The following is a 22,783-nucleotide window of genomic DNA, read 5'->3' on the forward strand; positions in this document are numbered from 1 at the left end:
ACCGAACGGCAGACGCGTGAACGAAGCACCAATTTCACGTCCCCCAACATGTCATGCGAGGTGACGGCTTCACTCGGTTACTTGCCGTTCGCACCACGAAGAGCCCGACGGCTGGATTGGGTCGGGTCGAGACTGTCGCGGACTGTTCGCCCGGTCGCTGCGAAGAAGGGCGAAGGTCTTAGTCCGGCCGAGGCTGTGTCAAAACGTACCTGCGAGTTTCGGCCGTGGGAAACGCGAGTCGAAGCTTGAGCGCAAACTTGCCCTAGGTGGGAACGACTACCATCCGGCCAACCCAATAGTGGTCATAAGTGGGAGTTTTCTCACCCGACTGGCCGAATTTCCGCGTTCTGATACACCCTCGGCCATCACCTGCCTGTCGCGCTTCTTCTGCAAGGCTGACGCCGAACTGGTTTGCGGCACGTGATAGACGAACTCCCTGCCCACCCTCGAGGGAAATTAATCACGGACTTAAGTGTTCCTGAGCGCATCGAGATCGCTCCAGGGGTCGCTGTAGGATTCGGGAAGAAGCCGCGCAGGTCGGTCCGTTACCGTACAGTCTGAAAAACGTATCAGCGCTACTCGCTGCCGCGCCTGATCTTCCCCAACGACAAACTCGGCCGTCCAACCATTTCTGGTCAACACGAAACGTTGCAGCGAGCAGGAAGCACTGTTGAGCACTTCGTCATCACCCTGCCACACCAGGATTGCCTCGAACTCGTTCACCAGTGCTCGCATCATCTTCGCGGTCACGCCTGACTTACCCTGACGCAGGTTCGGCAACTCGACGCCGATCTTCTTGTGAAACCCTTTCATGTTGAAGCTTTCCTCGCAAAGAGCATGCTTCAGCACCCCGCGCAGCGGGCCAACATAAGGCATCCAGCCTCCAGGATCGATCTTCGCGATGACATTCAATACGGTAAGCAGGGCGTAGGCTTCGTCGCTATCGAGCCACATCCCCGGGACATCGAAACGCTCCGCGCGATAATGCAACGTTCTGCCTGCGCTTTCGGCGTACTTATATGCGTTCAGTTCGGCATCGTATTCGATTGGGGCGCCAAGCCTGTCGCGCATGAGCTCGATGTCGCGCATGACTGTTGCACGCGATACTTCGAAATCGGCCTTGAGTTGAGCCAGCGTAACGATTCCCGTTGATTTCAGAAGGAAGTGAATTCGGGCGATACGCTCCGCCTGGCTCATGGAGTCCTCTCGTTGTCAATCTGCGCGAAAACAGGGTGTCGCACTCGGTGAGACACCACCCTCCGTATGATTGCGCCGTCTCCATTCCGATCGGCAGTCATGAAGGAAACCATACCCGTTTTCTACGATGCCCGGCAGGTGTCACAGCCGACATCGTTTTCGCCCAGCGCGGCAAAGCCTCGGAAGGTGGTAGAGCGGTGGCAGGCGATGTCGTTTCCGATCAGCCTCGTTGCGCCCCAACCATTGACTGAGGCGCAACTCAGGCTGGCGCATGACGCAGATTATGTTCGAGGCATTCTTGACTGCCGTGCGGTCAACGGATTCGGCGGCAAGGATCCTGCGGTTGCGGCGTCCCTACTCTGGACAACAGGTTCGATGCTGTCCGCAGCGCGCTGTGCGCTGGCGTCCGGACGTGTTGCGGTGTCTCCGACCTCCGGTTTTCATCACGCGGGCCACAACTGGGGCGGCGGCTTCTGCACGTTCAACGGTCTGATGACCACTGTTCTGTCCCTCGTCGCGAGCGGAGAGGTGCGGAAGGTTGCGATCCTCGACTGCGACGAGCACTTCGGCGATGGCACCGAAGACATCATCAAGGCGCTGGGCGTCCGGAACCTTGTCCGCCACGTCACTACGGGACTCTGCTACTCGCGCGATCCGGATGCCTTTCTCGCAACACTGCCGTCGATCATTGCCGAATTCCTGGATTGCGACCTGATCCTCTACCAGGCAGGCGCGGACCCGCACGTGGACGACCCCCTCGGCGGCTGGCTGACAACGGATCAGCTTTTCGAGCGCGATCGCCGCGTGTTCGGGTGTGCAAGAAGGTACGGGATTCCGATCGCGTGGAACCTTGCCGGGGGGTATCAGGATCCGTTCCACGAGGTTCTCAGGATCCACGACAACACGCTGCGCGCCTGCGCGATAGCGTTTCTCGGTGAAGACTCATGGCGTTGAAGGGCGAGCGGAAAGTCAGTTGGCCAAGGTCCATGGGGATCCGATTGCTTTGCTCGGTCGCCAAATTCCGCTGCCGTGTTGCGGGCGAGGATGCCGCAACCCTGCTGAAGGAGCGCCCATGAAATTCCAGACGGGGAATGGAAGCCGAAGACCGCGACCTCGCGTGGTGACCGTTGCCCCCGCGCTGGCGGTGCTGTGCGCGGCCGGGTTGCTGCTGCCGCTGCTTACCCGGGTTATCGGAGAGGTGTCCCCCACTGCCGCGTGGGCTCTGGATCTCGCCGCACATTGGCAACTGGTATTTGTGACCGGACTCACCATCAGCGTGTCATTAACGGTATTTTCCAAGCCGCATTGGGGATTACTGTTGTTCCTCATCCCGCTCCCGTGGCTCACGGCATGGTCGACGGCTCCCGACAAGGGCGATGGCGCGGAGCTCGTGGTCATCGCCGCCAACGTATCCGTAGGTAATTCCGATCCCGCGCCGCTGGTTGATTGGATACGCAGTGAACAGCCCGATGTCCTGGCAATCGTCGAGATTTCCAACGGGTTTGCCAAAAAGCTGGAACTGGACGATTCATTTCCGTACCAGGTGGTCCGCCCCCGGTCCGACCCATTCGGCCTTGCGCTGCTCTCGCGACATCCGATCGTGGCCCATTCGATCGTGGACGACGCTCATGGAGTCCAGCGTATCGAGGCGAAGCTAAACTGGCGCGGCAACCTTGTCACGGTTGTTGCATTCCATCCGAGACCCCCACTGACCTCCGCCGACCACGTCCGCCGCAATGAGAATTTGGCCGAACTGGCGAGCCGACTCACCGATATGCCCACCGTAATCATGGGCGACTTCAACGCAACGCCCTGGTCCTCAGCCTTTGCGGCGCCCACGCGTGCCGGTTTCCGTCTGGTGAACGGGTACTCGCCCACATGGCCTGCAGCGTGGGGCGGCCTCATGGGCCTGCCGATTGATAACGTCTTGCTGTCACGGCATTGGACGGCGACAAGGCGCGAGATAGGACCGGACGTAGAGTCTGATCATATGCCGGTGTTGGCAAGAATTGCGCTTGATCCGCTTAACGATTAGGGTTCGATCGTGATCGCGAAGCGACCCACAATCGGACATGCACTTTGAGATGACGCAATAGCGGCATTATTGCCGTGAGCTGAAGATGAAATTTTGCCGCTTGAGGATGAGAAATCATGCAGAAATCCTGCCTGTGCTGCACGAAAGGGTTAAGAGCCGAAACACCGAGAATTTGCCCAGAGTGCGGGCACGAGTTTAAGGGCAACGGTTGGGATGGGATAGACGCACATTGGAGAGCCAAGCACGAGGATGTGATGCCCTATAAGCGGTTCTGGGCCAGCTTGTGCTCCCTGCACAAAGGCGCAAAATAACAGACAATCTACTCGGCGCGGCTGCCACCCTCTTTCTCAAATTGACCCATTAGCAAGGGGGTCGACCTTTAATGTCGTACACTGAACAGCTCACCGCGAAGTTCATAAGTCGTGGCAGTCCTCGTGCTGTCGGAGCTGATGCTCGTCTCGCGCGTCGTGTTGAGCCTCAGCAGGTTAAATGCAAGTTGCACGCGATGGCGAAGAAACTTGGAGCTTTAATCTGGATTTCCTTGAGCTTATGCCTAAGCAGCACTTCCCCCTTAATAAGCTCCTGCCGCAAGGAAAGGAGTTCATCGATAGCGAAATGAAAGAGAATATAAAGGGAAAGTATATAGAGATCTGGGAGAAAGATTTTTCCTAACAATTATTTCGTAGGGGAGGTGACAAGACGTGTCCCTCAAGAAGATGCTAGGTTCCGCAAACGTGTGCACCACTCTACTGGTTCTAGTCGCTTCCTTCCCAGGGGGCGCGGTCGCCACGGGCTTTCTATGCACGGTTCGGGAGGCTCATCAACTCACCGATCAAGGGGGGCTGCGGCGGGACTCATGGTACGAGTCTGAGCTCTCTAAAAGACCCTTCTCGGTAAATCGCGAGCGGGGCGTCGTTACGGGTATGCCCATGGATAATGATTGGGCGACTGATATTCACGTGCTAAGCCCTGGAGGCGATGCGAGTGCATTCAAAGTGCTATCCATTCGTGCGAAGGATGATCCCCACTATTTGCGCATCGACGTGTTTCAACGTGGCATTGAAAAACCGTTTGTCGGTCACACGGGTTCATCTGTTTTCGTCGGCACGTGCAGGAGAATGTGATGGCGAATAGGGCGGTGTTGACCGTTTCCTTTATCGCGCTACGAGGCGAAACGAAACTAAAGCGGTATAAGGGGTATAACGATGACGATCACGAGCAGGTCATTAGATGAGCCAGACAATCATTCCCCAATTGCGCATCACCAGCCAAGGGAGCCACTTTGTTTTCCGTATCGACGGACTTCAACGTTGGGCGTCGTTGGTGAGCCATGGACTTTGAGAACCTAAACCGATTACCTGAATTCGGGTTCTCCAGAGGCGTTTCGGTATCCCACTTACAGGTCAGCGCAATCGCACCTTCATGTCAGAATCCCAAGCAGCTCGGCGCGAAATTCGCCAATCGTCGCAGCAGCATGCGCTTGGACTTGATGCTCGCCTTGCGCGTCGTGTTGAGCCGTAGCAGGTTCATCACGATGTGGCGAACGATGGCGAGATTGTTGGCAGCATAGCCGGTGCGCACCCGTAGGCTCTGAATCAAACGGCACGCGCATAAGAAAACGGCCGGCGCATTCAATCATGAGTGACCGGCCGTCTGTCAGGCTAACGCCTCAGTCTTGGTGCTTCATTCGCTTCTTCAGACGGCGAAATCCTCGCGGCTTTTGCCCTCGAGCCAGCGGGGAGCGCGCCCACGGCCGGTCCAAGTCTCGCCCGTTTCCGGGTTCCGGTACTTGACTGCCACTGCTTTTCCAGTCGATTTCTGCTTGCCGAAAAGCTCATCAACCGTGAGGTCGAACGTATCAATCAGGCTACGGGCATTCTGCAGGGCGTCCGCGCGCTCAGCCTTCTTTATCTGAGCGATCTGTTGTTCCAAGGCTTCTTTTTGAGCAAGGAGTTCTTGAAGTGAAGTCATTATTCTCTCATGGTAAATCTGGAAAGGGGTAGCTCCATTTCTGGAGTTGAACGAGAGAATAACATGTCTTCTTTTAAGCCGGGAGGCGCTTGAGTTTTCCGGTGACGACGCCCCAGACTTCCAGCTCGTTCTCCTCCTTCAACGTTAAAGGCAGGTATTTCGGATTTCCCGCCAGAAGCATCACGCTGCCATCCCTTATGGAAAGCCTCTTTACGAGCCGCTCGCCGTTCACAAAAGGCACCACGATGCAGGGCAATCGCACCTTCATGTCATAACGCCGCGAATCTCGGCACGAAATTCGTCGATCGTCGCAGCGAGCATGCGCTTGGACTTGATGCTCGCCTTGCGCGTCGTGTTGAGCCGCAGCAGGTTCATCACGATGTGGCGGACGATGGCCAGGTTGTTGGCGGCATAGCCGCTGCGCACCCGTGACTGATCCTCGTTGACCTGACACACATCCAGACACCAGTGAAGCCGATTCTCGATCTCCCAGTGACTGCGTACGGCCCGAGAGATGCGCTCGGCGTCGGCGGGCAGGCTGCTGATGTAAAAGACGCGCTCGGTGCTGGTGTGATCGCCCACGGTGCGAATGCGCTCGACCACCGCGAAGCTGGCCAGGTCCTCCCAGTCCTCGGACTTGTAGAGGCGATCGATCGCGGTGTAGGCGTGGCATCGACGGATTTCGATGCGACCGTGGTCCTTGATCGTGGTCTCATGGGTCGAGCTCGGCGTCAGCGGCCCTCGCGGATCGATGTCGGCAAACAGGATCGAATCATGCAGGTTCGGATGGTTCTCCTTCACGCACAGCAAGTAATGTGTCGGCGCGCGTCTAAAACGACCCACCGGTGCGCGTTGAATTTTACCCAGGCACTTTAGCTGCTCGTCATGGAGCAGCCAATATTCAGTGTAGTCGAGTCGCCGACCGCGAGCGGGACGCCCCGTTCGATAGGAAATCCTGACGCCGATCACTTGAGCGCCGGGTTTTGGGCGCTCTAGACGCTCGCAATCGCCGTCCCAAGGTCTCAGTCCGGCCATCAAGAGACATCGGGGTAGAGAAATTTCACCTAGCGCGAACGGCGGGTCACTAGTCCCGAATCAGTCGCCCGGTCGTGTTCGAGGTGAAAAACTCTTCGCCCTTTTGGGCCTCCTTCCGTCAAGAGTCACATAGATTGCAGAGTCCCGACCTTTCAGACCGCAATGGGTAAAACAACTTGGGCCGCCACCTGTTGTGCAATCGGCGTGTAGAGATCAACGTCAGTCTCAGGTGTACGGATGGAGACGATCAGGCTATAGCGGGCAGGCAAGTCGTAACGTTCTTGGGCTTGGCGAGTGCGCCACCAACCTTTCGCCGGATACACGGCAACAAAACCCCGGCTTGCCAACTCAGCGGCCGTGCCATGCCAGATATCCTGGTGCAAGGAGCCACGATGCCGCTGCCGATCACCTAAAATCCAGTTTGGATCTTTGGGGTCAATTGGATCGCCCTCGTCCTCACGGTCGGCGGCGGCATTGATGCGCGCCACGAAGTCTTCGGTAGTGGCGTCCAACGCACGTTGAACGTCAAAGCGCAAGCGGTGAGACGGATAATGGAACTTGGAAGACGTACCGCGCGCAGACGGGTTCGGCTCGACGAAATAGGACAGGGTAATTCGCAACTCCACCTGAGTTTTAGGCGGTAGTTCCAGCAATTGGTCTTTGGGCCAAGGCAACGAATGGAGGTTCATGTCCCGACTGACAACACCTTTACCCTTGACCTTCTGATAAGGGCGGACAACATCCTCGACCACCAAGGTGAGGGAATTACCCGCACTCCACAGAGCTCTATCCAAGTTCGGAGCACCCCAACCGCAGTGACGAATCAGGTTCACGTGGTCCGTCTTCGTTGCCGGCCGGGCGGAGGGCAAGTAGGCCGAACGCATCGCCGGAGTCCACTCCGCCGAGTGCACGATCAAGGCGCGAATTGTCTCCGGTCGGAGATCTGGATAAGCAGCCATCAACTGCCCCGCCATCCGAGCCCCCAATGCTGAGGCAGCGCTGGTGGCATTGGTCGTTGTGAAAAGACGCTCAAGCGGCAAATTGTTGGTCGTGAGCAAGTGAAGACTGGGAATCCCAGCAGGTCCCAAAGTATCCTTGCCCACATTTCCACCTTCGAAGACTACTTCAGGCTTTAGCGGCCAAGCGGTATTCCAGTCAGCCGACGTGCGGGTGTACGGACTCAGGCCACCGAATGGCGCAACAGGCGAGTAGCCTTTGGCATCAGCTTCGGAGATCACTACCTTCTCGGTAAAGGCACCAACTGTGAGCGCATTCCACGCTTGGCCGGGGTCTCGAATACCCTTACTGCTCAAGCTGGCTGGGTAGGTACTCCAGGATTGAGCGTCTTCAGTATTGCCAGCGCACAAGACAAACAGCCGGGGAAACTGACCATTGCCATCGTAGTCAGATGCGAGGCGATCAACGGTCGATGACCAAGCAGAGGGGCGCCCCCGATCTCGGTCATCGCTGGATGTAACCGCCGAAGTAAACACGCGTGAGCGAATTGGAGCTGAAATTTCGGGACGCGCAACCGCTTCAGAAAAAAGGTAACCGTGGTGCCTTGCATCACCATCATTGGCGCCCCGTTCGGGCGTGAGTTTTACCGACTCCAGCCGATGCGAAGCGACTATCGGGTCGTCAGTCGCCAAAGCATTCGACAAGTCACCAAACGCAACGAGCCCAGCAAGCCCAGAACCGTGATTCGCAGTGTCGTCCACGCCCCAAGCAGGATTGACGGTGTGCAGGTCGTCAGATGTTAGAAAAGGCGACAGCAGGGGATGCCCACGATTCACGCCGGAATCCAACAAGCAGACTCGCGGCACGGAGTCGTCATCCGGAGGAACAGAAAACCGCGCCGAGGTCTCGTCAACCCACTGCTGCTGCTCATGAGGTGTCATGCCGTCGAAGAAAGCGGCTGTTTCCTTGGCGCGGCGGAGTTCCGCTACGCAATTGAGCATCATGACAGAGGTGGAGAACTGCTTCCGAGAACCAAACATCAGAACGACCGAGCGTTCCGGAAAGTTTATCTGATGCTCGCTGACTTGGCATTCCGCCAGCCCCGCAACCTTTCGGAAGTCGGCAACGACCGCACCGCGATCACCGCGCACAGGCAGCCAGACCTCCCACCAGAACTGCTCGTCGGCATCCTGCGGGAAAGTATCAAAATCATCGGTCCAAAGGGAGCGGATTTCTGCGCTTCGAATGGAGGAAATGGTGTTTAAAAGCGCATGGTGATCGTTCGAATCACCGTTGACCTTCTTGCGCTCCGCCAAATAGTCTTCTACGTACTTTTCGAAATGGGCAAGCTTCCCGTCTGGCACGAAGACATTGGCGTGAGTGATGCCGTCTTCAGACGTGACACTCAGAACTTCAATCTGCTCCTTCCGATTCTTAGCTCGCTCATTTCCAAGACTCTCGAATGCCAGTGCAACGTCCTGCACGCTAACGAACTGGATTTGGAGACCCAAGCCACTTTCAAGATCCTGCTCTTTTTGGGCTTTAATCACCTGCTCCGCAATTGCATTTAACGCTTGCAATTGATCCATCAGCGCCGCCCCATGTTGGGCTCGGTCGGGCTGCGGTATTGCCGGTGTACCGCCGCCACCATTTTGCGGCGCCTTGAATCCTTGGGCCTGTGATGTGTTCGTCAGTACAAGGTGGGGGCGTTTATCTTGTGCTCGTTCCGGCATCGCTTCTTATTGACGTCTTGTTTCGGGCTAGTTTTTCACTGATGAGCCGGCGCTCATGTAGCGCGCGCTCCAGCGCAACTCGTTGCACCTTAGCCTGGTCATGCATGATCGCGTCTTTAATCGATTCGTCCACCGCACGACAAATTTCCGCGTAACTCAAACCCTCTGCACGTTCGGCCAAACCGTCTTTTTTGAATGGTTTTGGGGCAAACGCACCCAAACGCGACCGGATCAAATCAAGTGCCTGTGTGGAGGTCGGCAAGTGGTATTCCACAACGTCATCGAAACGCCGGAATAAGGCGCTGTCTAGGACTTCAGGATGGTTGGTTGCAGCGACAATGAGGCTATTCGACTGGTCATGCTCAATCATCTGTAGGAAGCTGTTCAACACACGCCGAATCTCGCCCACATCGTTAGCATTCCCGCGCTGCGATCCGATTGCGTCAAATTCATCGAAGAAATAGACACCTCGAATGTCAGCGATGGCGTCAAAAACCTGTCGAAGCTTGGCTGCCGTCTCGCCCATAAACTTCGTGATCAACGAATCTAGGCGGACGAGAAACAAGGGGATACCCAATTCGCCGGCCAAAGCGGAAGCTGTCATGGTCTTCCCAGTCCCGGGGGGGCCGACAAGCAAGAGTTTCCTGCGAGGGGATAGCCCATGTTCCTTGATCCGGGCGAGCAGCCGTTGTTCCTTGATGATGCGAGCGAGTTGCATGGCCGCAAATTCGTCCAGAACCATGTCACCCATTCGGTTTGCTGGATGAGTCACGGTTAAGAGATTGGCTAGCTCGCCCCGGGGTCTGGCCGTGTTGCTCAGGGCACCGGCGATGGGCACAAGCTTGCCAGAAGGGTCTTGACCCAAACGGGTCTTAGCTGCGTCGATTAGGTCGCGCAACTCTCCCGCGAACTTGCCATGACCCAGCTTCGCCTCGTGCGCAGCAACCTGCATCGCAACCGAATAGAAATGCCCATCGTCACGGCTGATATGTGACTTAATGAGGGCTTTGAGTTGTTCTGCGCTGGCCATGGCGTCATTGTGAACTAGTTTGATCGCCCAATACAGCCTAAGAATGCTCGAGTCTATGTCCCGAACGGCGCGGTGCGGCTGACTGTTGTTCCGCTACACGAGATTCTCGTGTCCGGCAGCGTCCTGACAGTAAGCTGCTATTGCGCGTGCATACGTCATCAGGCAGGTCTGGGTCGCAAACAGACTGTCGAGGAGGAGATTATGCGACACGGTCTAGATCGACCCATATGGCATTTGATGTCATCGCGCAGCCCGTTGTCACCACTTGCCGGAAGATTAACGTTACGTTTTAAAGCAAGCGTACTCTGGACCTGCCTTAAATGACTCCCATGTAAAATCTGGGTTTTGGGATACTCGGCAAGTGTTGCCCTTCGTATAACAGGATGTCGCGGCGATGAATCCCTGCCCCTGCGGCCACCATGGCGACCCGCTGCGCAACTGCCGATGCACGCCCGACCAGATCGCGCGCTACCGGGGCCGGCTGTCGGGGCCGCTGCTCGATCGCATCGACCTGGTGGTCGAAGTGCCCGCGATCGCGCCCGAGGCGCTCGCTCGCGGCCCGGCGGGGGAGGCGTCGGCAGTCGTGCGCGAGCGGGTAAATAGCGCACGTGCCGCGCAGAGCGTCAGACAGGGCTGCGCGAACGCAGACCTGCCCGCCGGCGAGGTCGAGCGCCACTGCCGGCCCGATCCGGCCGGCGAGACCCTGCTGCAACAGGCCATGCAGCGGCTGAAGCTGTCGGCGAGGGCGTATCATCGCGTGCTTCGGGTGGCGCGCACGCTGGCGGATCTGGCCGGCGTCGAGCGCCCCGGCGCGGCGCACATCGCCGAGGCCATCCAGTACAGGCGCAGCCTCGACGGCCGCTGAGTCCATCCAGTGAGTGCGGCCCGCGAGTGCGGCCCATGCGTCCAGCCACAGGCCGGGCCGTCACGGCCGCTGGACGTACCCGCGCCACGCAGTCCATCAGGCCGAAATGACAAAGACGCCCTCGCTCGATCGCCTCGCCTTCATGCTCGCGCTGCTCTCCGCCATCGGTCCGTTCTCGATCGATGCCTACCTGCCCGCGTTCCCGCAGATCGCCGCGACGCTCGGCGCCACCCAGCTCGAGGTGCAGCAGACGCTCACCGTCTATATGGCCGCGCTGGCGCTGATGGTGCTCTGGCATGGCGCGCTCGCCGACCGCTTCGGCCGCCGCCGCGTGCTGCTGCTGCTCACCGCGGTGTTCGCCGTGGCTTCGCTGATGTGCGCGCTGGCGCCGAGCATCGAGTGGTTGTGGGTCGGCCGTGCGCTGCAGGGGGTGAGCGGCGGGGCCGGGATCGTTGTCGGCCGCGCCGTGGTGCGCGACTTGCACGAGGGGCCTCAGGCGCAGCGCCTGATGTCGCGGGTGATGCTGATCTTCGCGCTCGCCCCGGCGATCGCGCCGATGGTCGGCGCCGGGCTGCTGGCGCTGGCCGGATGGCGATCGATCTTCGTGTTCCTGACGGTGTTCGGCACCTTCCTGTGCTGGATGATCTGGCGCTTCCTGCCCGAGACGCTCGATGCGGATGAACGCCAGCCGCTGCATCCGCTGCACCTGCTGCGCGGCTACGCCGGCATCTTCTCCCATCCGGCGTTCATGCTGCTGGCCATCGGCATCGCGCTCAATTTCAACGGCTTCTTCGTGTATGTGCTGTCGGCGCCGGTGTTCATCATCGACCACCTCGGGCTGGGCAGCGGCGGCTTCATCTGGCTGTTTGGCCCCGCGGTGATCGGCATGATGCTCGGCTCGGTGCTGTCCGAACGTGTGGCGGGACGGTGGTCGCAGATCCGCACGGTGGCGACCGGATTCGCGGTGATGTTCGCCGCGGTGGCGCTCAACCTCGCCGTGTCGGGGCTGCTGCCGGCCGGCGTGCCGCAATCGGTGCTCCCGATCGGCTTGTTCGCATGCGGGATGTCGATCGCGATGCCGGCAATGAGCCTGCTTGCGCTCGAGCTCTTTCCGGCGCGCCGCGGCATGGCGTCGAGCTGCCAGAGCTTCCTCCAGATCGGCCTCAACGCGGTGACCGCCGGCATGACGGCGCCGCTGCTGTGGGGCAGCACCTTCAGCCTCGCGAGCGGCATGGCGCTGTTCGCCATGGCCGGCCTTGTCGCGTGGCGGCTGTGGATGCGCCTGCCCGCGGCGCGGCGCTGAGCGCGCGCGGCGTGGCGGTCAGCACTGCTCCCAGGGCAGGCCGTCGTGGCGCCAGCCGTTGACCGAATTGCGGTGATGCCGGGCGTCGAGTTCGCCCTCGAAGCCGTACATGACGTTGTAGACGGTGCTGAAACCGGCCTCGAGCAGGGCGTTTCCGGCAACCTCGGAGCGGTTGCCCGAGCGGCAGATCAACAGCAGCGGGCGGTGGCCGCCGTTTCCCGCGAGCTTCTTCACCTCGCCGACGAAGTTCGGGTTCACCTCCCAGTCCGGGCCATCGTTCCACGACACGTGGATGGCGCCGACCGGGTGGCCGACGAAGAGGTACTCGATCTCGCTGCGCACGTCGATCAACAGGGCGTCGGGGTTGGACTGCTGCAGTTCGTAAGCCTCGGTCGGGGTGATGTGTTTCATCGCCGGTCTCCTTATTGTTGGGCGCAGAATTATATTCTGAACAACCGATGTGCTCCTGCGGCGCAGTGTAGTGGTTGGCCCTGATGTTTCCGTTCTGGCGCTTCGGCTAACGTGGGTTTCGTTTCAGTTTTTTGAATCCTGCCGTGCCCGGTGCAAGGAACCCCGACGCTATGCTCGAAGTGGACGGCCTGGTCAAAGCCTTCGGCGGCTTTCGTGCCGTCGACGGCTGCAGCTTGTGTGTCAGGCAGGGCGAGATCCTCGGCCTCATCGGCCCCAACGGTGCGGGCAAGACCACGCTGTTCAACCTCATCGCCGGTGCGCTGCAGCCGACCGCGGGCGCGATCCGCTTCCTCGGCGAGGACATCACCGCGCTGCCCACCGACGCGCGCTTCCACAAGGGCCTGGTGCGCACCTTCCAGATCCCGCACGAGTTCCACAACCTCAGCGCGCGCGAGAACCTGATGATGGTGCCGCCGGGCCAGCCGGGCGAGAACCTGTTTGCCAACTGGTTCGCCGCCGGCAAGGTGCGCGCGGCCGAAGAGGCGGTGCGCAGGAAGGCTGACGACACGCTCGCCTTCCTCGAGCTCGGCCACGTCGCCGACGAGCGCGCCGGCAACCTCTCCGGCGGCCAGAAGAAGCTGCTCGAGCTCGGTCGCACGATGATGACCGACGCCAGACTGGTGCTGCTCGACGAGCCCGCAGCCGGCGTCAACCGCACCCTGCTGCGCAAGCTCGAGGACAAGATCCTGATCCTCAACCGCGAGCGCGGCTACACCTTCATCCTCATCGAGCACGACATGGAGATGATCGAGAAGCTGTGCGCGCCGGTGGTGTGCATGGCCGAGGGCAAGGTGCTGATCGAGGGCGATTTCCACACCGTGCGCTCCGACTCCCGCGTGCTCGAGGCCTACCTCGGCGAGACGCCGACCGCGGTCGAGCGCGAGGCCGCCGAGCACGATCCCAAGGTCGAGGCCCTGCGCGAGCAGGAACTGCACCGGGAGGATCTGTGATGGCGCTGCTCGACATGAGGGCGGTGCGCGGCGGCTATGGCGACGCCGACATCCTGCACGGGGTGTCCATCACGGTGGGCGAGCGCGAGATCGTGGTCATCGTCGGCCCCAACGGCGCGGGCAAATCCACCGCGATGAAAGCCGTGTTCGGCCTGCTCAAGGTGCGCGGCGGCAGCATCGTGTTCGATGGCGAGGACATCACCGCCTGGGCGCCCGACCGCATCGTGCAGCGCGGCATCTGCTACGTGCCGCAGGTGGACAACGTGTTCCGCGAGATGACGGTGCACGAGAACTTCGAGATGGGCGCCTTCCTGCGCCGCGGCGATTTGTCCGCCGCCTTCGACCGCGTGTATGGCCTCTTCCCCGACCTCAAGGCCAAGCGCAAGAACCTCGCCGGCGACCTCTCCGGTGGCCAGCGCCAGATGGTGGCGATGGGTCGCGCGCTGATGCTCGATCCCAAACTGCTGCTGCTCGACGAACCCACCGCCGGCCTGTCGCCCAAGTACATGGAACAGATCTTCCAGATAACCCGCGACGTGCGCGACGCCGGGGTATCCATCCTGCTCGTCGAGCAGCACGCCAAGCAGGCGCTCGCCTTCTGCGACCGCGGCTACGTGCTCGCGACCGGTGCCAACCGCCACGAGGGCACCGGACAGGCCCTGCTCGCCGATCGCGAGGTGGCCGAAATGTTCCTCGGCGGCTAAGGGAGTCCGGCGCTCATGAGTTTCATGGACTTCCTCAACTTCCACCTCGTGCCCGGCATCGTGCTCGGCTCGGTCTATGCGGTGGGTGCGATCGGGATCACGCTGGTGTTCGGCATCCTGCGCTTCGCGCACTTCGCCCATGGCGACATGGCCACGCTCGGGGCCTTCATCGCGCTCGCCCTGGTCACCGCCGGGCTCACCCCGTGGACGGCGCTGCCGATCGCGATGGCGGCGGTCGCGGTGGTGGCGATCGGTGTCGACAAGCTGTTCTACGACTACCTCAAGGTGCGGCCCAAGATCATGACCGTGATGGCCTCGCTCGGCGTCGCGCTGATGCTGCGTGCGGTGGTGCAGGTGGTGTTCGGCGTCGATCCGCGCACCTACGCCACCGGCATCGTGCGCCCGGACGACTACTTCGGCCTCCTGCTGCGCGACCGCGAGCTGTACACACTGGCGGCGGTGGTGCTGATCGTCGTGGGCCTCACGCTCTTCCTGCGTCATTCGCGCTGGGGCAAGGCGATGCGGGCGATGTCCGACAACCCCGATCTGGCGCGGCTCTCGGGCGTGGACAACCGCAAGGTCACCATGCTGACCTGGGCGATCGTCGGCGCGCTGTGCGCGGCCTCGGGCTTCATGCTCGGCATCAACAACGAGCTGCACTCGATGATGGGCTGGCAGGTGCTGCTGCCGATGTTCGCCGCGGCGATCCTCGGTGGCGTCGGTCGCGTCGAGGGCGCGGTGCTCGGCGGCCTGATCGTGGGCATCGCCGAGGAACTGTCGATCTTCATCCTGCCGGCGCAGTACAAGGCCGCCACCGCCTTCGTGCTGCTGCTGCTGATCCTGCTCGTCCGCCCGCGTGGGCTGCTCAACGGCAAGGTGCTCTGATGGATCTGCTCGGTCTCGCCAACTACGCGGTCTTCATGGGCATCCTGATCGGCATCTATGCGCTGCTCGCGCTCGGGCTGAACATCCAGTGGGGCTTCACCGGCCTGTTCAACGCCGGCATCGCGGGCTTCTTCGCGGTCGGTGCCTATGCCTCGGCGATCCTCACCAGCCTGCCGGCGAGTGGCCGGCTCGGCGGCTACGAGCTGCCGCTGGTGGTGGGCTGGCTGGCGGCGATGGCGGCCGCGGCGGCGATCGCATGGCCGATCGGCAAGGTCTGCCTGCGCTTCCGCTCCGACTACCTTGCGATCGCCACCATCGGCATCGCCGAGATCATCCGCCTGGTGATCCGCACGGAGGGCTGGCTCACCGGCGGCGTGCGCGGCGTGACCGGCGTGCCGCGCCCCTTCGGCGATCTCGACTACATGCCCTCGCAGGTGGCCTACCTGGCCATTGTGGCCACGCTGGTGCTGGTCGCCTACCTGCTCGTCGAGCGTCAGGTGAGATCGCCCTGGGGGCGCATGATGCGGGCGATCCGCGACAACGAGCTCGCCGCGGCGGCGATGGGCAAGCAGGTCGAGGCGCGCCGGCTGCAGGCCTTCGTGTTCGGCTCGGCGCTGATGGGGCTGGCGGGCGCGCTGTTCGTGCATTTCAACCGCTCGATCACGCCCGAGGCGATCGACCCGATGATCGCCACCTTCCTGATCTGGATCATGCTGATCCTCGGCGGCTCGGGCAACAACCGCGGCGCCATCCTCGGCGCGGCGGTGATCTGGATCATCTGGTCGGTGTCCGAGCTGCTCACCGACCGCCTGCCGACCGAGATCGCGGTGCAGGCCAAGTACGCGCGCGTGTTCATCATCGGCCTGACGCTGCAGCTGGTGCTGCGCTTCCGGCCAGAGGGCATCCTGCCCGAGCGCCAGCCGGGTTCGCCGCCGCATCGCTGAACGCCGGCGCGCACGACATTCGTAGCGGGCCCGCCGCGGGCCCGGATCGTCCATCAGTGCTTCGGCACATTCAGGAGGTGACAAAGGTGAAGAAAAGAACAGTCGCAGCAGTGGTCGGCGCCATGCTCGGTGCCGTGGTCCTTGCCACACCGGCCCATGCCCAGGACGTCAAGATCGGCCTGATGGCGGCGATCTCGGGCCCGATCGCGGCGCTCGCCCCGCCGATGGCGGCGGCGTCCAAGCTGGCCGTGGCCCACGTCAACGAGCAGGGCGGTATCCTCAAGGGCGGCAAGCTCGAGGCCGTGCTCGGCGACAGCGCCTGCAACCCGCAGAACGCCACCGACGCGGCCACCAAGGCGGTGAACATCGACCGTGTGCTCGCCATCGTCGGCCCGGCCTGCTCGGGCGCGGTGCTCGCGACCGCCAACTCGGTCGCCATCCCCGCGGGCGTGCTGATGATCACCCCCTCGGGCACCTCGCCCGAGATCACCAAACTCAACGACAAGGACCTCGTCTTCCGCACCCTGCCGTCGGACGATTACCAGGGCCGGGCGCTGGCGCGCACGCTCAAGGCGCGCGGCATCGACAAGGTCGCAGTGGCCTACCTGAACAACGACTACGGCAAGGGCCTGGCCGAATCCTTCAAGGCCGAGTTCGAGGCCAACGGCGGCACCATCGCCGGTTATTCGGGGCATGAGGACGGCAAGGCCTCCTATCGCTCCGAGCTGGCCACGCTCGCCCGCGGCGGCGCCGATACGCTGATCATCTTCGACTACGGTGACGGTACCGGCCTCAGCCTGCTGCGCCAGGCCCTGGAAAACGGCTTCTTCAAGACCTTCGTCGGCGCCGACGGCATGAAGTCCGAAGGCCTGGTGAAGTCGATCGGCGCGCAGAACCTCGGCGGCTTCTTCGTCTCCGCACCGGTGGGCGAAGCCTCGGCCTCGCTCGACAACTTCAACAAGGCCTACAAGGCCGCGGGCGAGAACATCGACGCGGTGTTCGCCACCACCTCGTACGACGCCGCCTTCCTGGTCGCGCTGGCGATCGAGAAGGCAGGCGGCGACAAGGCCAGGCTGGCCGAATCGCTGCGCGCGGTGGCGATGGCGCCGGGCGAGCCGATCATGGCCGGCGAGTGGGCCAAGGCCAAGCAGCTGATCGCCGAAGGCAAGGACATCGACTACAAGGGCGCCGGCGGCGACCACGAGTTCGATGCCGCCGGCGACGTGCCGGGCAGCTACGCCTTCTTCAAGGTCAGCGGCACGGGCTACGAGTCGATCGCCGACATGAAGTGAGCGCCTGCGGTCAGGCCGTGATACGGCCCGGCTGCGGCCCAGGCAAGGGCCGGACGGGGGTGCCTGTCCGGCCCTTGCCCTTTTGCCGGCCTGGGCGCGCAGTGCTCGTGAAGATTGCAAACGCTCACGCTGCGAGCGTTGCAAATCCGGCGGTCATGGCGGATCCTGATGGCGTCTTTGTCTGCTGGGGCCCCCAGCCCCGGGTTGTGTCGTCGCCACCGTCCTCTGCCGGCACATGTCGATCTGTGCGGGACGACCGGGAGAATCTGCATGAAACGCGTCATCGCCTGGCTGTGCGGCCTGTTGTCGGCTATCGGCATCACCGCCTGCGACTACATCAACGTCAAGGAACTTCAACCCGGCGTGTCCACCGCGACCGAGGTGCGCGAGCGCTTCGGTCCGCCGCACATGGAGTGGAAGAACGACGACGGCTCGGTGACCTGGGAGTTCAGCCGCCAGCCCCAAGGCATCGAGTGCTTCATGATCACGGTCGGTGCGGACAACATCCTGCGCAGCATCGACCAGGTGTTGAACGAGCAGACCTTCGCGCGTGTCGAAAACGGCATGAACGGGGACCAGGTTCGCCGCCTGCTCGGCAAGCCGGCCTCGAGCCAGTTCTTCCAGCTCAAGCAGGAGACGGTGTGGGAGTGGCGGATCTCGCATGGCGCGCCGGGGACCAGTGATCCGGTGTTCTTCACCGTGTCCTTCAATACCGACGGCCGGGTGACCGGCACAGGGCGCTACACCCAGTACAAGCGTTGAACGGGAGGCCTGCATGATTCCCCACATGAATCCGATCTCGCGCAGCGTGCCGCTCGTCGTGCGCTGGCTGTTGCTCGTGCTGCTGGCCGGCGCGCTCGCCGGCTGCGCCACCTTCCAGCCGCCGCGCCCCTACACGACCGAGGCCGAAGCACTCGCCGCACGCGGCGAGCCGACCCGGCGCTGGAGCAACGACGACGGCACCACCACGCTCGAGTACTCGACCCAGCCCAACGGCTGGACCTGCCTGATGGTGCAGGTAGACCAGGGCGGCATCGTGCTGCGGCAGTGGAATGCGCTCGCCCCGGAAAACCTCGCTCGCGTCGAGCGCGGCATGAGCAGGGAGCAGGTGTCGCGTCTGCTCGGCACGCACCGCTCCGAACAGCGCTTCACGAATTCCGGGGAGACGGTCTGGGACTGGAACATCCGCAATGACGGCCCCGGCATCGCCACGCTGTTCAACGTGCATTTCATCGACGACAAGGTGGTGCGCACCAGCCAGACCTATGTGTATCCGCGCGATGGGGCGGTATTCGGTGGCAGGGGCGGGTATTACGCCTACCCCTGGGGCTGGGGTGGCGGCTGGTGGGGCTATCCGCGCCCTTTCTACCCGCATCCTTTCATGCATCCCTGGTACTGGTAGCAGGTCTCCCACAGATCCTCACGCCCACAGCGGCGCCCGTGGCAGCGCCGTGCGGGGTTGTGATCTTGGCAGTGCTGCGCGACAAGGGCTAGAATCCGGGCCTTGCCGAGGAGCGCTGCGACCCACCGAACCTGTGCGGGCCAGGCTCGGCAACCGATCAACGGCGCTCACAAACCTTCAGCCGGTTTGTGGCGCCGTTCGCTTTTGTGCGTGGCGTTGCCCGGCAGCCGTTGAACGACCGAGGACCCAGCCATGCAAGCCGACCGCAGCACCGAACTCCGCCAGCTTCTCGCCGAACGCATCCTGATCCTGGATGGCGCGATGGGTACGATGATCCAGCAGGAGAAGCTGGGCGAGGCGGACTATCGCGGCGATCGCTTCCTCGATCACCCGAAGGACCTCAAGGGCAACAACGACCTGCTGGTGCTGACCCGCCCGGCGGTCATCGCCGGCATCCATCGCGGCTACCTCGAGGCCGGCGCCGACATCATCGAGACCAACACCTTCAACGCCACCCGCGTGTCGCAGGCGGAGTACGGGCTGGAGTCGGTGGCCTATGAGCTGAACGTCGAAGGCGCGCGTCTGGTGCGCCAGTTGTGCGACGAATACACCGCGCACAATCCCGCCAAGCCGCGCTTCTGCGCCGGCGTGCTCGGCCCGACCTCGCGCACGCTGTCGATCTCGCCGGACGTGAACGATCCCGGCTACCGCAACATCAGCTTCGATGCGCTCGCCGACGACTACTACGACTCGGCCAAGGCGCTGCTCGAGGGCGGCGCCGACCTCCTGCTGATCGAGACCGTGTTCGACACCCTGAACGCCAAGGCGGCGGTGTTCGCGGTCGAGAAGCTGTTCGACGACCTGGGCAAGCGCTGGCCGGTGATGATCTCGGGCACGATCACCGACGCATCGGGGCGCACATTGTCGGGCCAGACCGCGGAAGCGTTCTGGAACTCGCTGTCGCACGCGCAGCCGATCTCGTTCGGCCTCAACTGCGCGCTCGGCGCCGACCAGTTGCGTCAGTACGTCGAGGAGCTGTCCACCGTCTGTGACACCCATGTATCGGCGCACCCCAACGCCGGCCTGCCCAACCCGCTGTCGCCCACCGGCTACGACGAGACCCCCGAGCACCTCGCCGGGCAGATCCAGGAGTGGGCGCAGAGCGGCCTGGTGAACATCGTCGGCGGTTGCTGCGGCACCACGCCGGCGCACATCGCGGCGATTGCCGAAGTCGTCGCCGGATTGGCGCCGCGTGCCGTGCCGACGATCGAGAAAAAGCTGCGCCTCTCCGGGCTGGAGCCCTTCAACGTCGGCAGCGATGCGCTGTTCGTCAACGTCGGCGAGCGCACCAACGTTACCGGCTCCAAGGCCTTCGCGCGCATGATCCTCGAGGGCCGCTTCGACGACGCGCTCGCGGTGGCGCGCCAGCAGGTCGAGAACGGCGCCCAGGTCATCGACATCAACATGGACGAGGCGATGCTCGATTCGGTCGCCGCCATGGAGCGCTTCTGCAAGCTCATCGCCACCGAGCCCGACATCTCGCGCGTGCCGATCATGCTCGACTCGTCGAAGTGGTCGGTGATCGAGACCGGCCTCAAGTGCATCCAGGGCAAGGGCGTCGTCAACTCGATCTCGATGAAGGAGGGCGAGGCCGAGTTCCTGCGCCAGGCCCGCCTCGCGCGCCGCTACGGCGCCGCGGTGATCGTGATGGCCTTCGACGAGCAAGGCCAGGCCGACACCTTCCGCCGCAAGACCGAGATCTGCGAGCGCGCCTACAAGCTGCTGACCAGGCCGGTGGCCGAGGGCGGCGCCGGCTTCCCGGCCGAAGACATCATCTTCGACCCCAACATCTTCGCCATCGCCACCGGCATCGAGGAGCACGACAACTACGCGGTCGACTTCATCAACGCCGTGGCCTGGATCAAGGACAACCTGCCCCACGCCAAGACCTCGGGCGGGGTGTCGAACGTGTCCTTCAGCTTCCGCGGCAACGACCCGGTGCGCGAGGCCATCCACACCGTGTTCCTGTACCACGCGATCAAGGCCGGCCTGTCGATGGGCATCGTGAATGCCGGCCAGCTCGGCGTGTATGACGAGCTCGATCCGGTGCTGCGCGAGAAGGTCGAGGACGTGGTGATGAACCGCAAGCCCGCGTCCGGCCAGAGTCCGGGCGAGGTGCTGGTGGAGATGGCGCAGTCGGTGAAGGGCCAGGCCAAGGAGTCGGCGCAGGATCTGGCCTGGCGCGCGTGGTCGGTGGAGGCGCGCTTGAGTCACGCGCTGGTCAAGGGCATCACCGAGTTCGTCGTCGCCGACACCGAGGAGGTGCGCGCCAAGCTCGAGGCCGAGGGCAAGCCGCCGCTGGCCGTCATCGAAGGCCCGCTGATGGCGGGCATGAGCGTGGTCGGCGATCTGTTTGGCGCGGGCAAGATGTTCCTGCCCCAGGTGGTGAAGTCGGCGCGGGTGATGAAACAGGCGGTCGCCCACCTCATTCCCTACATCGAGGCCGAGAAGCTGCGCACCGGCGCCAGCAGCAAGGGCCGCATCATCATGGCCACGGTCAAGGGCGACGTGCACGACATCGGCAAGAACATCGTCGGCGTGGTGCTCGGCTGCAACGGCTACGAGGTCATCGACCTCGGCGTGATGGTGCCGGCGGCGAAGATCCTCGAGGCCGCCAAGGAGCACGGCGCGCAGGCGATCGGCTTGTCGGGCCTGATCACGCCCTCGCTCGAGGAGATGAGCCACGTCGCCGCCGAGATGAAGCGCCAGGGCTTTTCCGTGCCGCTGCTGATCGGTGGCGCCACCACCAGCCGCAACCATACCGCGATCAAGATTGCGCCGCATTACGACCAGCCGGTGGTGTACGTGCCGGACGCCTCGCGTGCGGTGGGTGTGGTCACCGCGCTGCTCTCCGAAGGGCAGAGCGAGGCCTTCAAGGCCGAGGTCGCCGCCGACTACGAGAAGATCCGCGTGCTGCATGCCAACAAGAAGGGCGTGCAACTGGTCGGCATCGAGGCCGCGCGCGCCAACGCCTTCCGCTGGGCGCCCGACTACCAGCCTGCGCGTCCGAACATGCTCGGGGTGCAGGCGATCGACGTCGAGCTCGGCGAGCTGGTCGACTACATCGACTGGGGCCCGTTCTTCCAGACCTGGGACCTGGCCGGCCGCTTCCCCGCGATCCTCGATGACGCGGTGGTGGGCGAGACCGCGCGCAACGTCTTTGCCGACGGCAAGGCCATGCTCGACAAGATCGTCGCCGAGCAGTGGCTGCAGGCCAAGGCGGTGTTCGGCCTGTTCCCGGCCAACGCGGTGGGCGACGACATCGAGATCTACACCGGCGAGGACCGCAAGCACCTGGCCATGGTGTGGCACGGCCTGCGCCAGCAGCACGAGCGCCCGGCGGGCAAGCCGCACTGGTGCCTGACGGACTTCGTCGCGCCCAAGGAGTCCGGCGTGCCCGACTGGGTCGGCGCCTTCGCCGTCACCGCCGGCCTGGGTATCGAGGCCAAGCTCGCCGAGTTCGAGGCTGGTCACGACGACTACCACGCGATCATGTTGAAGAGCATGGCCGACCGCCTCGCCGAGGCCTGCGCCGAGTGGCTGCACGAGCGCGTGCGTCGCGAGTGCTGGGGCTACGCCGCGGACGAGACCCTCGACAACGCGGCGCTGATCGCCGAGCAGTACCGCGGCATCCGTCCCGCGCCCGGCTATCCGGCCTGCCCGGATCACACCGTCAAGGGGCCGCTGTTCGAGCTGCTCGGTGCGCGCGAGCGTATCGGCATGGAGCTGACCGAGAGCTACGCGATGATGCCGGCCGCGGCAGTCAGTGGCTTCTACTTCGCGCATCCGGAGAGCCACTATTTCGCGATTCCGAAGATCGGCCGCGACCAGCTCGAGGACTGGGCTCGTCGCACCGGCATGGAGGTCGCCGAGGCCGCGCGCTGGCTGGCGCCGCTGCTCTGAGCGCGCACGCGCGGCCCGCCGCCGGCGGGTGCGCGGGTGCCTGCGC

19 protein-coding genes, 2 pseudogenes and 1 riboswitch are annotated in these 22,783 nt (G+C 62.9%); of the genes and pseudogenes, 13 read left to right on the forward strand and 8 right to left on the reverse strand.

The window, feature by feature from the left end; translation table 11 throughout:
* Positions 1–468 precede the first annotated feature (468 nt).
* Positions 469–1,197, reverse strand: coding sequence for a helix-turn-helix transcriptional regulator (locus RBT54_RS12635; RefSeq protein ID WP_320367428.1), 729 nt, complete (start codon positions 1,195–1,197; stop codon positions 469–471).
* A 99-nt stretch (positions 1,198–1,296) separates the two neighbouring features.
* On the opposite strand from RBT54_RS12635, the gene RBT54_RS12640 reads away from it, so the two are divergent.
* The 3 genes from RBT54_RS12640 (at position 1,297) to RBT54_RS12650 (ending at position 3,904) form a co-directional block, all read left to right on the forward strand.
* Entirely contained in the window at positions 1,297–2,151 is an 855-nt protein-coding gene (locus RBT54_RS12640) for a hypothetical protein (RefSeq protein WP_320367429.1), read from the forward strand.
* A 118-nt stretch (positions 2,152–2,269) separates the two neighbouring features.
* Positions 2,270–3,232: an endonuclease/exonuclease/phosphatase family protein gene (locus RBT54_RS12645; protein ID WP_320367430.1), complete on the forward strand. Its 963-nt coding sequence runs from the start codon at positions 2,270–2,272 to the stop codon at positions 3,230–3,232.
* Positions 3,233–3,721: 489 nt separating this feature from the next.
* Positions 3,722–3,904 (forward strand): hypothetical protein, encoded by a 183-nt coding sequence (locus tag RBT54_RS12650; RefSeq protein WP_320367431.1) that lies wholly within the window; start codon positions 3,722–3,724, stop codon positions 3,902–3,904.
* A 748-nt stretch (positions 3,905–4,652) separates the two neighbouring features.
* Here RBT54_RS12650 and RBT54_RS12655 read toward each other — a convergent pair.
* The 6 genes and pseudogenes from RBT54_RS12655 to RBT54_RS12680 form a co-directional block, all read right to left on the reverse strand.
* Positions 4,653–4,816 (reverse strand): annotated as a pseudogene (locus tag RBT54_RS12655) (ISAs1 family transposase); the annotation flags it as partial.
* Between the two features lie 111 nt (positions 4,817–4,927).
* Entirely contained in the window at positions 4,928–5,203 is a 276-nt protein-coding gene (locus RBT54_RS12660) for an H-NS histone family protein (protein WP_320367432.1), read from the reverse strand.
* 73 nt (positions 5,204–5,276) lie between these two features.
* Entirely contained in the window at positions 5,277–5,471 is a 195-nt protein-coding gene (locus RBT54_RS12665) for a LexA family protein (protein WP_320367433.1), read from the reverse strand.
* A pseudogene (locus RBT54_RS12670) lies at positions 5,468–6,034 on the reverse strand (ISAs1 family transposase); the annotation flags it as partial. The pseudogene RBT54_RS12670 and the gene RBT54_RS12665, both read right to left, overlap by 4 nt.
* Before the next feature lie 356 nt (positions 6,035–6,390).
* Entirely contained in the window at positions 6,391–8,928 is a 2,538-nt protein-coding gene (locus tag RBT54_RS12675; RefSeq protein WP_320367435.1) for a S8 family peptidase, read from the reverse strand.
* Positions 8,906–9,958, reverse strand: coding sequence for an ATP-binding protein (locus RBT54_RS12680; RefSeq protein WP_320367436.1), 1,053 nt, complete (start codon positions 9,956–9,958; stop codon positions 8,906–8,908). Before RBT54_RS12680 ends, RBT54_RS12675 begins: the two co-directional genes overlap by 23 nt.
* A gap of 394 nt (positions 9,959–10,352) precedes the next feature.
* On the opposite strand from RBT54_RS12680, the gene RBT54_RS12685 reads away from it, so the two are divergent.
* On the forward strand, positions 10,353–10,823 hold the full coding sequence (locus RBT54_RS12685) for an ATP-binding protein (RefSeq protein WP_320367437.1): 471 nt from the start codon (positions 10,353–10,355) through the stop codon (positions 10,821–10,823).
* A 106-nt stretch (positions 10,824–10,929) separates the two neighbouring features.
* Positions 10,930–12,126 carry a multidrug effflux MFS transporter gene (locus RBT54_RS12690; RefSeq protein WP_320367438.1) on the forward strand — a complete coding sequence of 399 codons (1,197 nt, stop codon included), beginning with the start codon at positions 10,930–10,932 and terminating at the stop codon, positions 12,124–12,126.
* A gap of 18 nt (positions 12,127–12,144) precedes the next feature.
* Here RBT54_RS12690 and RBT54_RS12695 read toward each other — a convergent pair whose 3' ends face one another.
* Positions 12,145–12,537: a rhodanese-like domain-containing protein gene (locus tag RBT54_RS12695; protein ID WP_320367439.1), complete on the reverse strand. Its 393-nt coding sequence runs from the start codon at positions 12,535–12,537 to the stop codon at positions 12,145–12,147.
* Between the two features lie 170 nt (positions 12,538–12,707).
* Here RBT54_RS12695 and RBT54_RS12700 point away from each other — a divergent pair, with 170 nt between their 5' ends.
* From RBT54_RS12700 to metH, 8 genes are all read left to right on the forward strand, one after another.
* The gene (locus RBT54_RS12700; RefSeq protein WP_320367440.1) at positions 12,708–13,547 is read left to right on the forward strand and encodes an ABC transporter ATP-binding protein; all 840 of its coding nucleotides are present in this window, start codon (positions 12,708–12,710) and stop codon (positions 13,545–13,547) included.
* Positions 13,547–14,251, forward strand: a complete 705-nt coding sequence (locus RBT54_RS12705; RefSeq protein ID WP_320367441.1) for an ABC transporter ATP-binding protein — start codon at positions 13,547–13,549, stop codon at positions 14,249–14,251. Before RBT54_RS12700 ends, RBT54_RS12705 begins: the two co-directional genes overlap by 1 nt.
* A gap of 15 nt (positions 14,252–14,266) precedes the next feature.
* Entirely contained in the window at positions 14,267–15,136 is an 870-nt protein-coding gene (locus tag RBT54_RS12710) for a branched-chain amino acid ABC transporter permease (protein ID WP_320367442.1), read from the forward strand.
* Entirely contained in the window at positions 15,136–16,080 is a 945-nt protein-coding gene (locus RBT54_RS12715) for a branched-chain amino acid ABC transporter permease (protein ID WP_320367443.1), read from the forward strand. Before RBT54_RS12710 ends, RBT54_RS12715 begins: the two co-directional genes overlap by 1 nt.
* Before the next feature lie 86 nt (positions 16,081–16,166).
* Positions 16,167–17,372 (forward strand): ABC transporter substrate-binding protein, encoded by a 1,206-nt coding sequence (locus RBT54_RS12720; RefSeq protein ID WP_320367444.1) that lies wholly within the window; start codon positions 16,167–16,169, stop codon positions 17,370–17,372.
* A 270-nt stretch (positions 17,373–17,642) separates the two neighbouring features.
* Positions 17,643–18,134, forward strand: coding sequence for an outer membrane protein assembly factor BamE (gene bamE, locus RBT54_RS12725; protein WP_320367445.1), 492 nt, complete (start codon positions 17,643–17,645; stop codon positions 18,132–18,134).
* 25 nt (positions 18,135–18,159) lie between these two features.
* On the forward strand, positions 18,160–18,774 hold the full coding sequence (bamE, locus tag RBT54_RS12730; protein ID WP_320367486.1) for an outer membrane protein assembly factor BamE: 615 nt from the start codon (positions 18,160–18,162) through the stop codon (positions 18,772–18,774).
* Positions 18,775–18,875: 101 nt separating this feature from the next.
* A riboswitch (S-adenosyl-L-homocysteine riboswitch) is annotated at positions 18,876–18,950 on the forward strand.
* Positions 18,951–19,026: 76 nt separating this feature from the next.
* Positions 19,027–22,737 carry a methionine synthase gene (gene metH, locus RBT54_RS12735; RefSeq protein ID WP_320367446.1) on the forward strand — a complete coding sequence of 1,237 codons (3,711 nt, stop codon included), beginning with the start codon at positions 19,027–19,029 and terminating at the stop codon, positions 22,735–22,737.
* Positions 22,738–22,783 lie beyond the last annotated feature (46 nt).

This window comes from Thauera sp., from assembly GCF_034003485.1.
Classification (GTDB): domain Bacteria; phylum Pseudomonadota; class Gammaproteobacteria; order Burkholderiales; family Rhodocyclaceae; genus Thauera.

Bases quoted from the DNA above. Each gene is read 5' to 3' on its own strand.
- bamE (WP_320367486.1), top strand. From the start codon at position 18,160: ATGAATCCGATCTCGCGCAGCGTGCCGCTCGTCGTGCGCTGGCTGTTG.
- RBT54_RS12690 (WP_320367438.1), top strand. From the start codon at position 10,930: ATGACAAAGACGCCCTCGCTCGATCGCCTCGCCTTCATGCTCGCGCTG.
- RBT54_RS12665 (WP_320367433.1), bottom strand. From the start codon at position 5,471: ATGAAGGTGCGATTGCCCTGCATCGTGGTGCCTTTTGTGAACGGCGAG.
- RBT54_RS12675 (WP_320367435.1), bottom strand. From the start codon at position 8,928: ATGCCGGAACGAGCACAAGATAAACGCCCCCACCTTGTACTGACGAAC.
- RBT54_RS12695 (WP_320367439.1), bottom strand. From the start codon at position 12,537: ATGAAACACATCACCCCGACCGAGGCTTACGAACTGCAGCAGTCCAAC.
- RBT54_RS12640 (WP_320367429.1), top strand. From the start codon at position 1,297: ATGAAGGAAACCATACCCGTTTTCTACGATGCCCGGCAGGTGTCACAG.
- RBT54_RS12685 (WP_320367437.1), top strand. From the start codon at position 10,353: ATGAATCCCTGCCCCTGCGGCCACCATGGCGACCCGCTGCGCAACTGC.
- RBT54_RS12705 (WP_320367441.1), top strand. From the start codon at position 13,547: ATGGCGCTGCTCGACATGAGGGCGGTGCGCGGCGGCTATGGCGACGCC.
- RBT54_RS12645 (WP_320367430.1), top strand. From the start codon at position 2,270: ATGAAATTCCAGACGGGGAATGGAAGCCGAAGACCGCGACCTCGCGTG.
- metH (WP_320367446.1), top strand. From the start codon at position 19,027: ATGCAAGCCGACCGCAGCACCGAACTCCGCCAGCTTCTCGCCGAACGC.
- RBT54_RS12635 (WP_320367428.1), bottom strand. From the start codon at position 1,197: ATGAGCCAGGCGGAGCGTATCGCCCGAATTCACTTCCTTCTGAAATCA.
- RBT54_RS12710 (WP_320367442.1), top strand. From the start codon at position 14,267: ATGAGTTTCATGGACTTCCTCAACTTCCACCTCGTGCCCGGCATCGTG.
- RBT54_RS12660 (WP_320367432.1), bottom strand. From the start codon at position 5,203: ATGACTTCACTTCAAGAACTCCTTGCTCAAAAAGAAGCCTTGGAACAA.
- RBT54_RS12650 (WP_320367431.1), top strand. From the start codon at position 3,722: ATGCAAGTTGCACGCGATGGCGAAGAAACTTGGAGCTTTAATCTGGAT.
- RBT54_RS12700 (WP_320367440.1), top strand. From the start codon at position 12,708: ATGCTCGAAGTGGACGGCCTGGTCAAAGCCTTCGGCGGCTTTCGTGCC.
- RBT54_RS12680 (WP_320367436.1), bottom strand. From the start codon at position 9,958: ATGGCCAGCGCAGAACAACTCAAAGCCCTCATTAAGTCACATATCAGC.
- bamE (WP_320367445.1), top strand. From the start codon at position 17,643: ATGAAACGCGTCATCGCCTGGCTGTGCGGCCTGTTGTCGGCTATCGGC.
- RBT54_RS12715 (WP_320367443.1), top strand. From the start codon at position 15,136: ATGGATCTGCTCGGTCTCGCCAACTACGCGGTCTTCATGGGCATCCTG.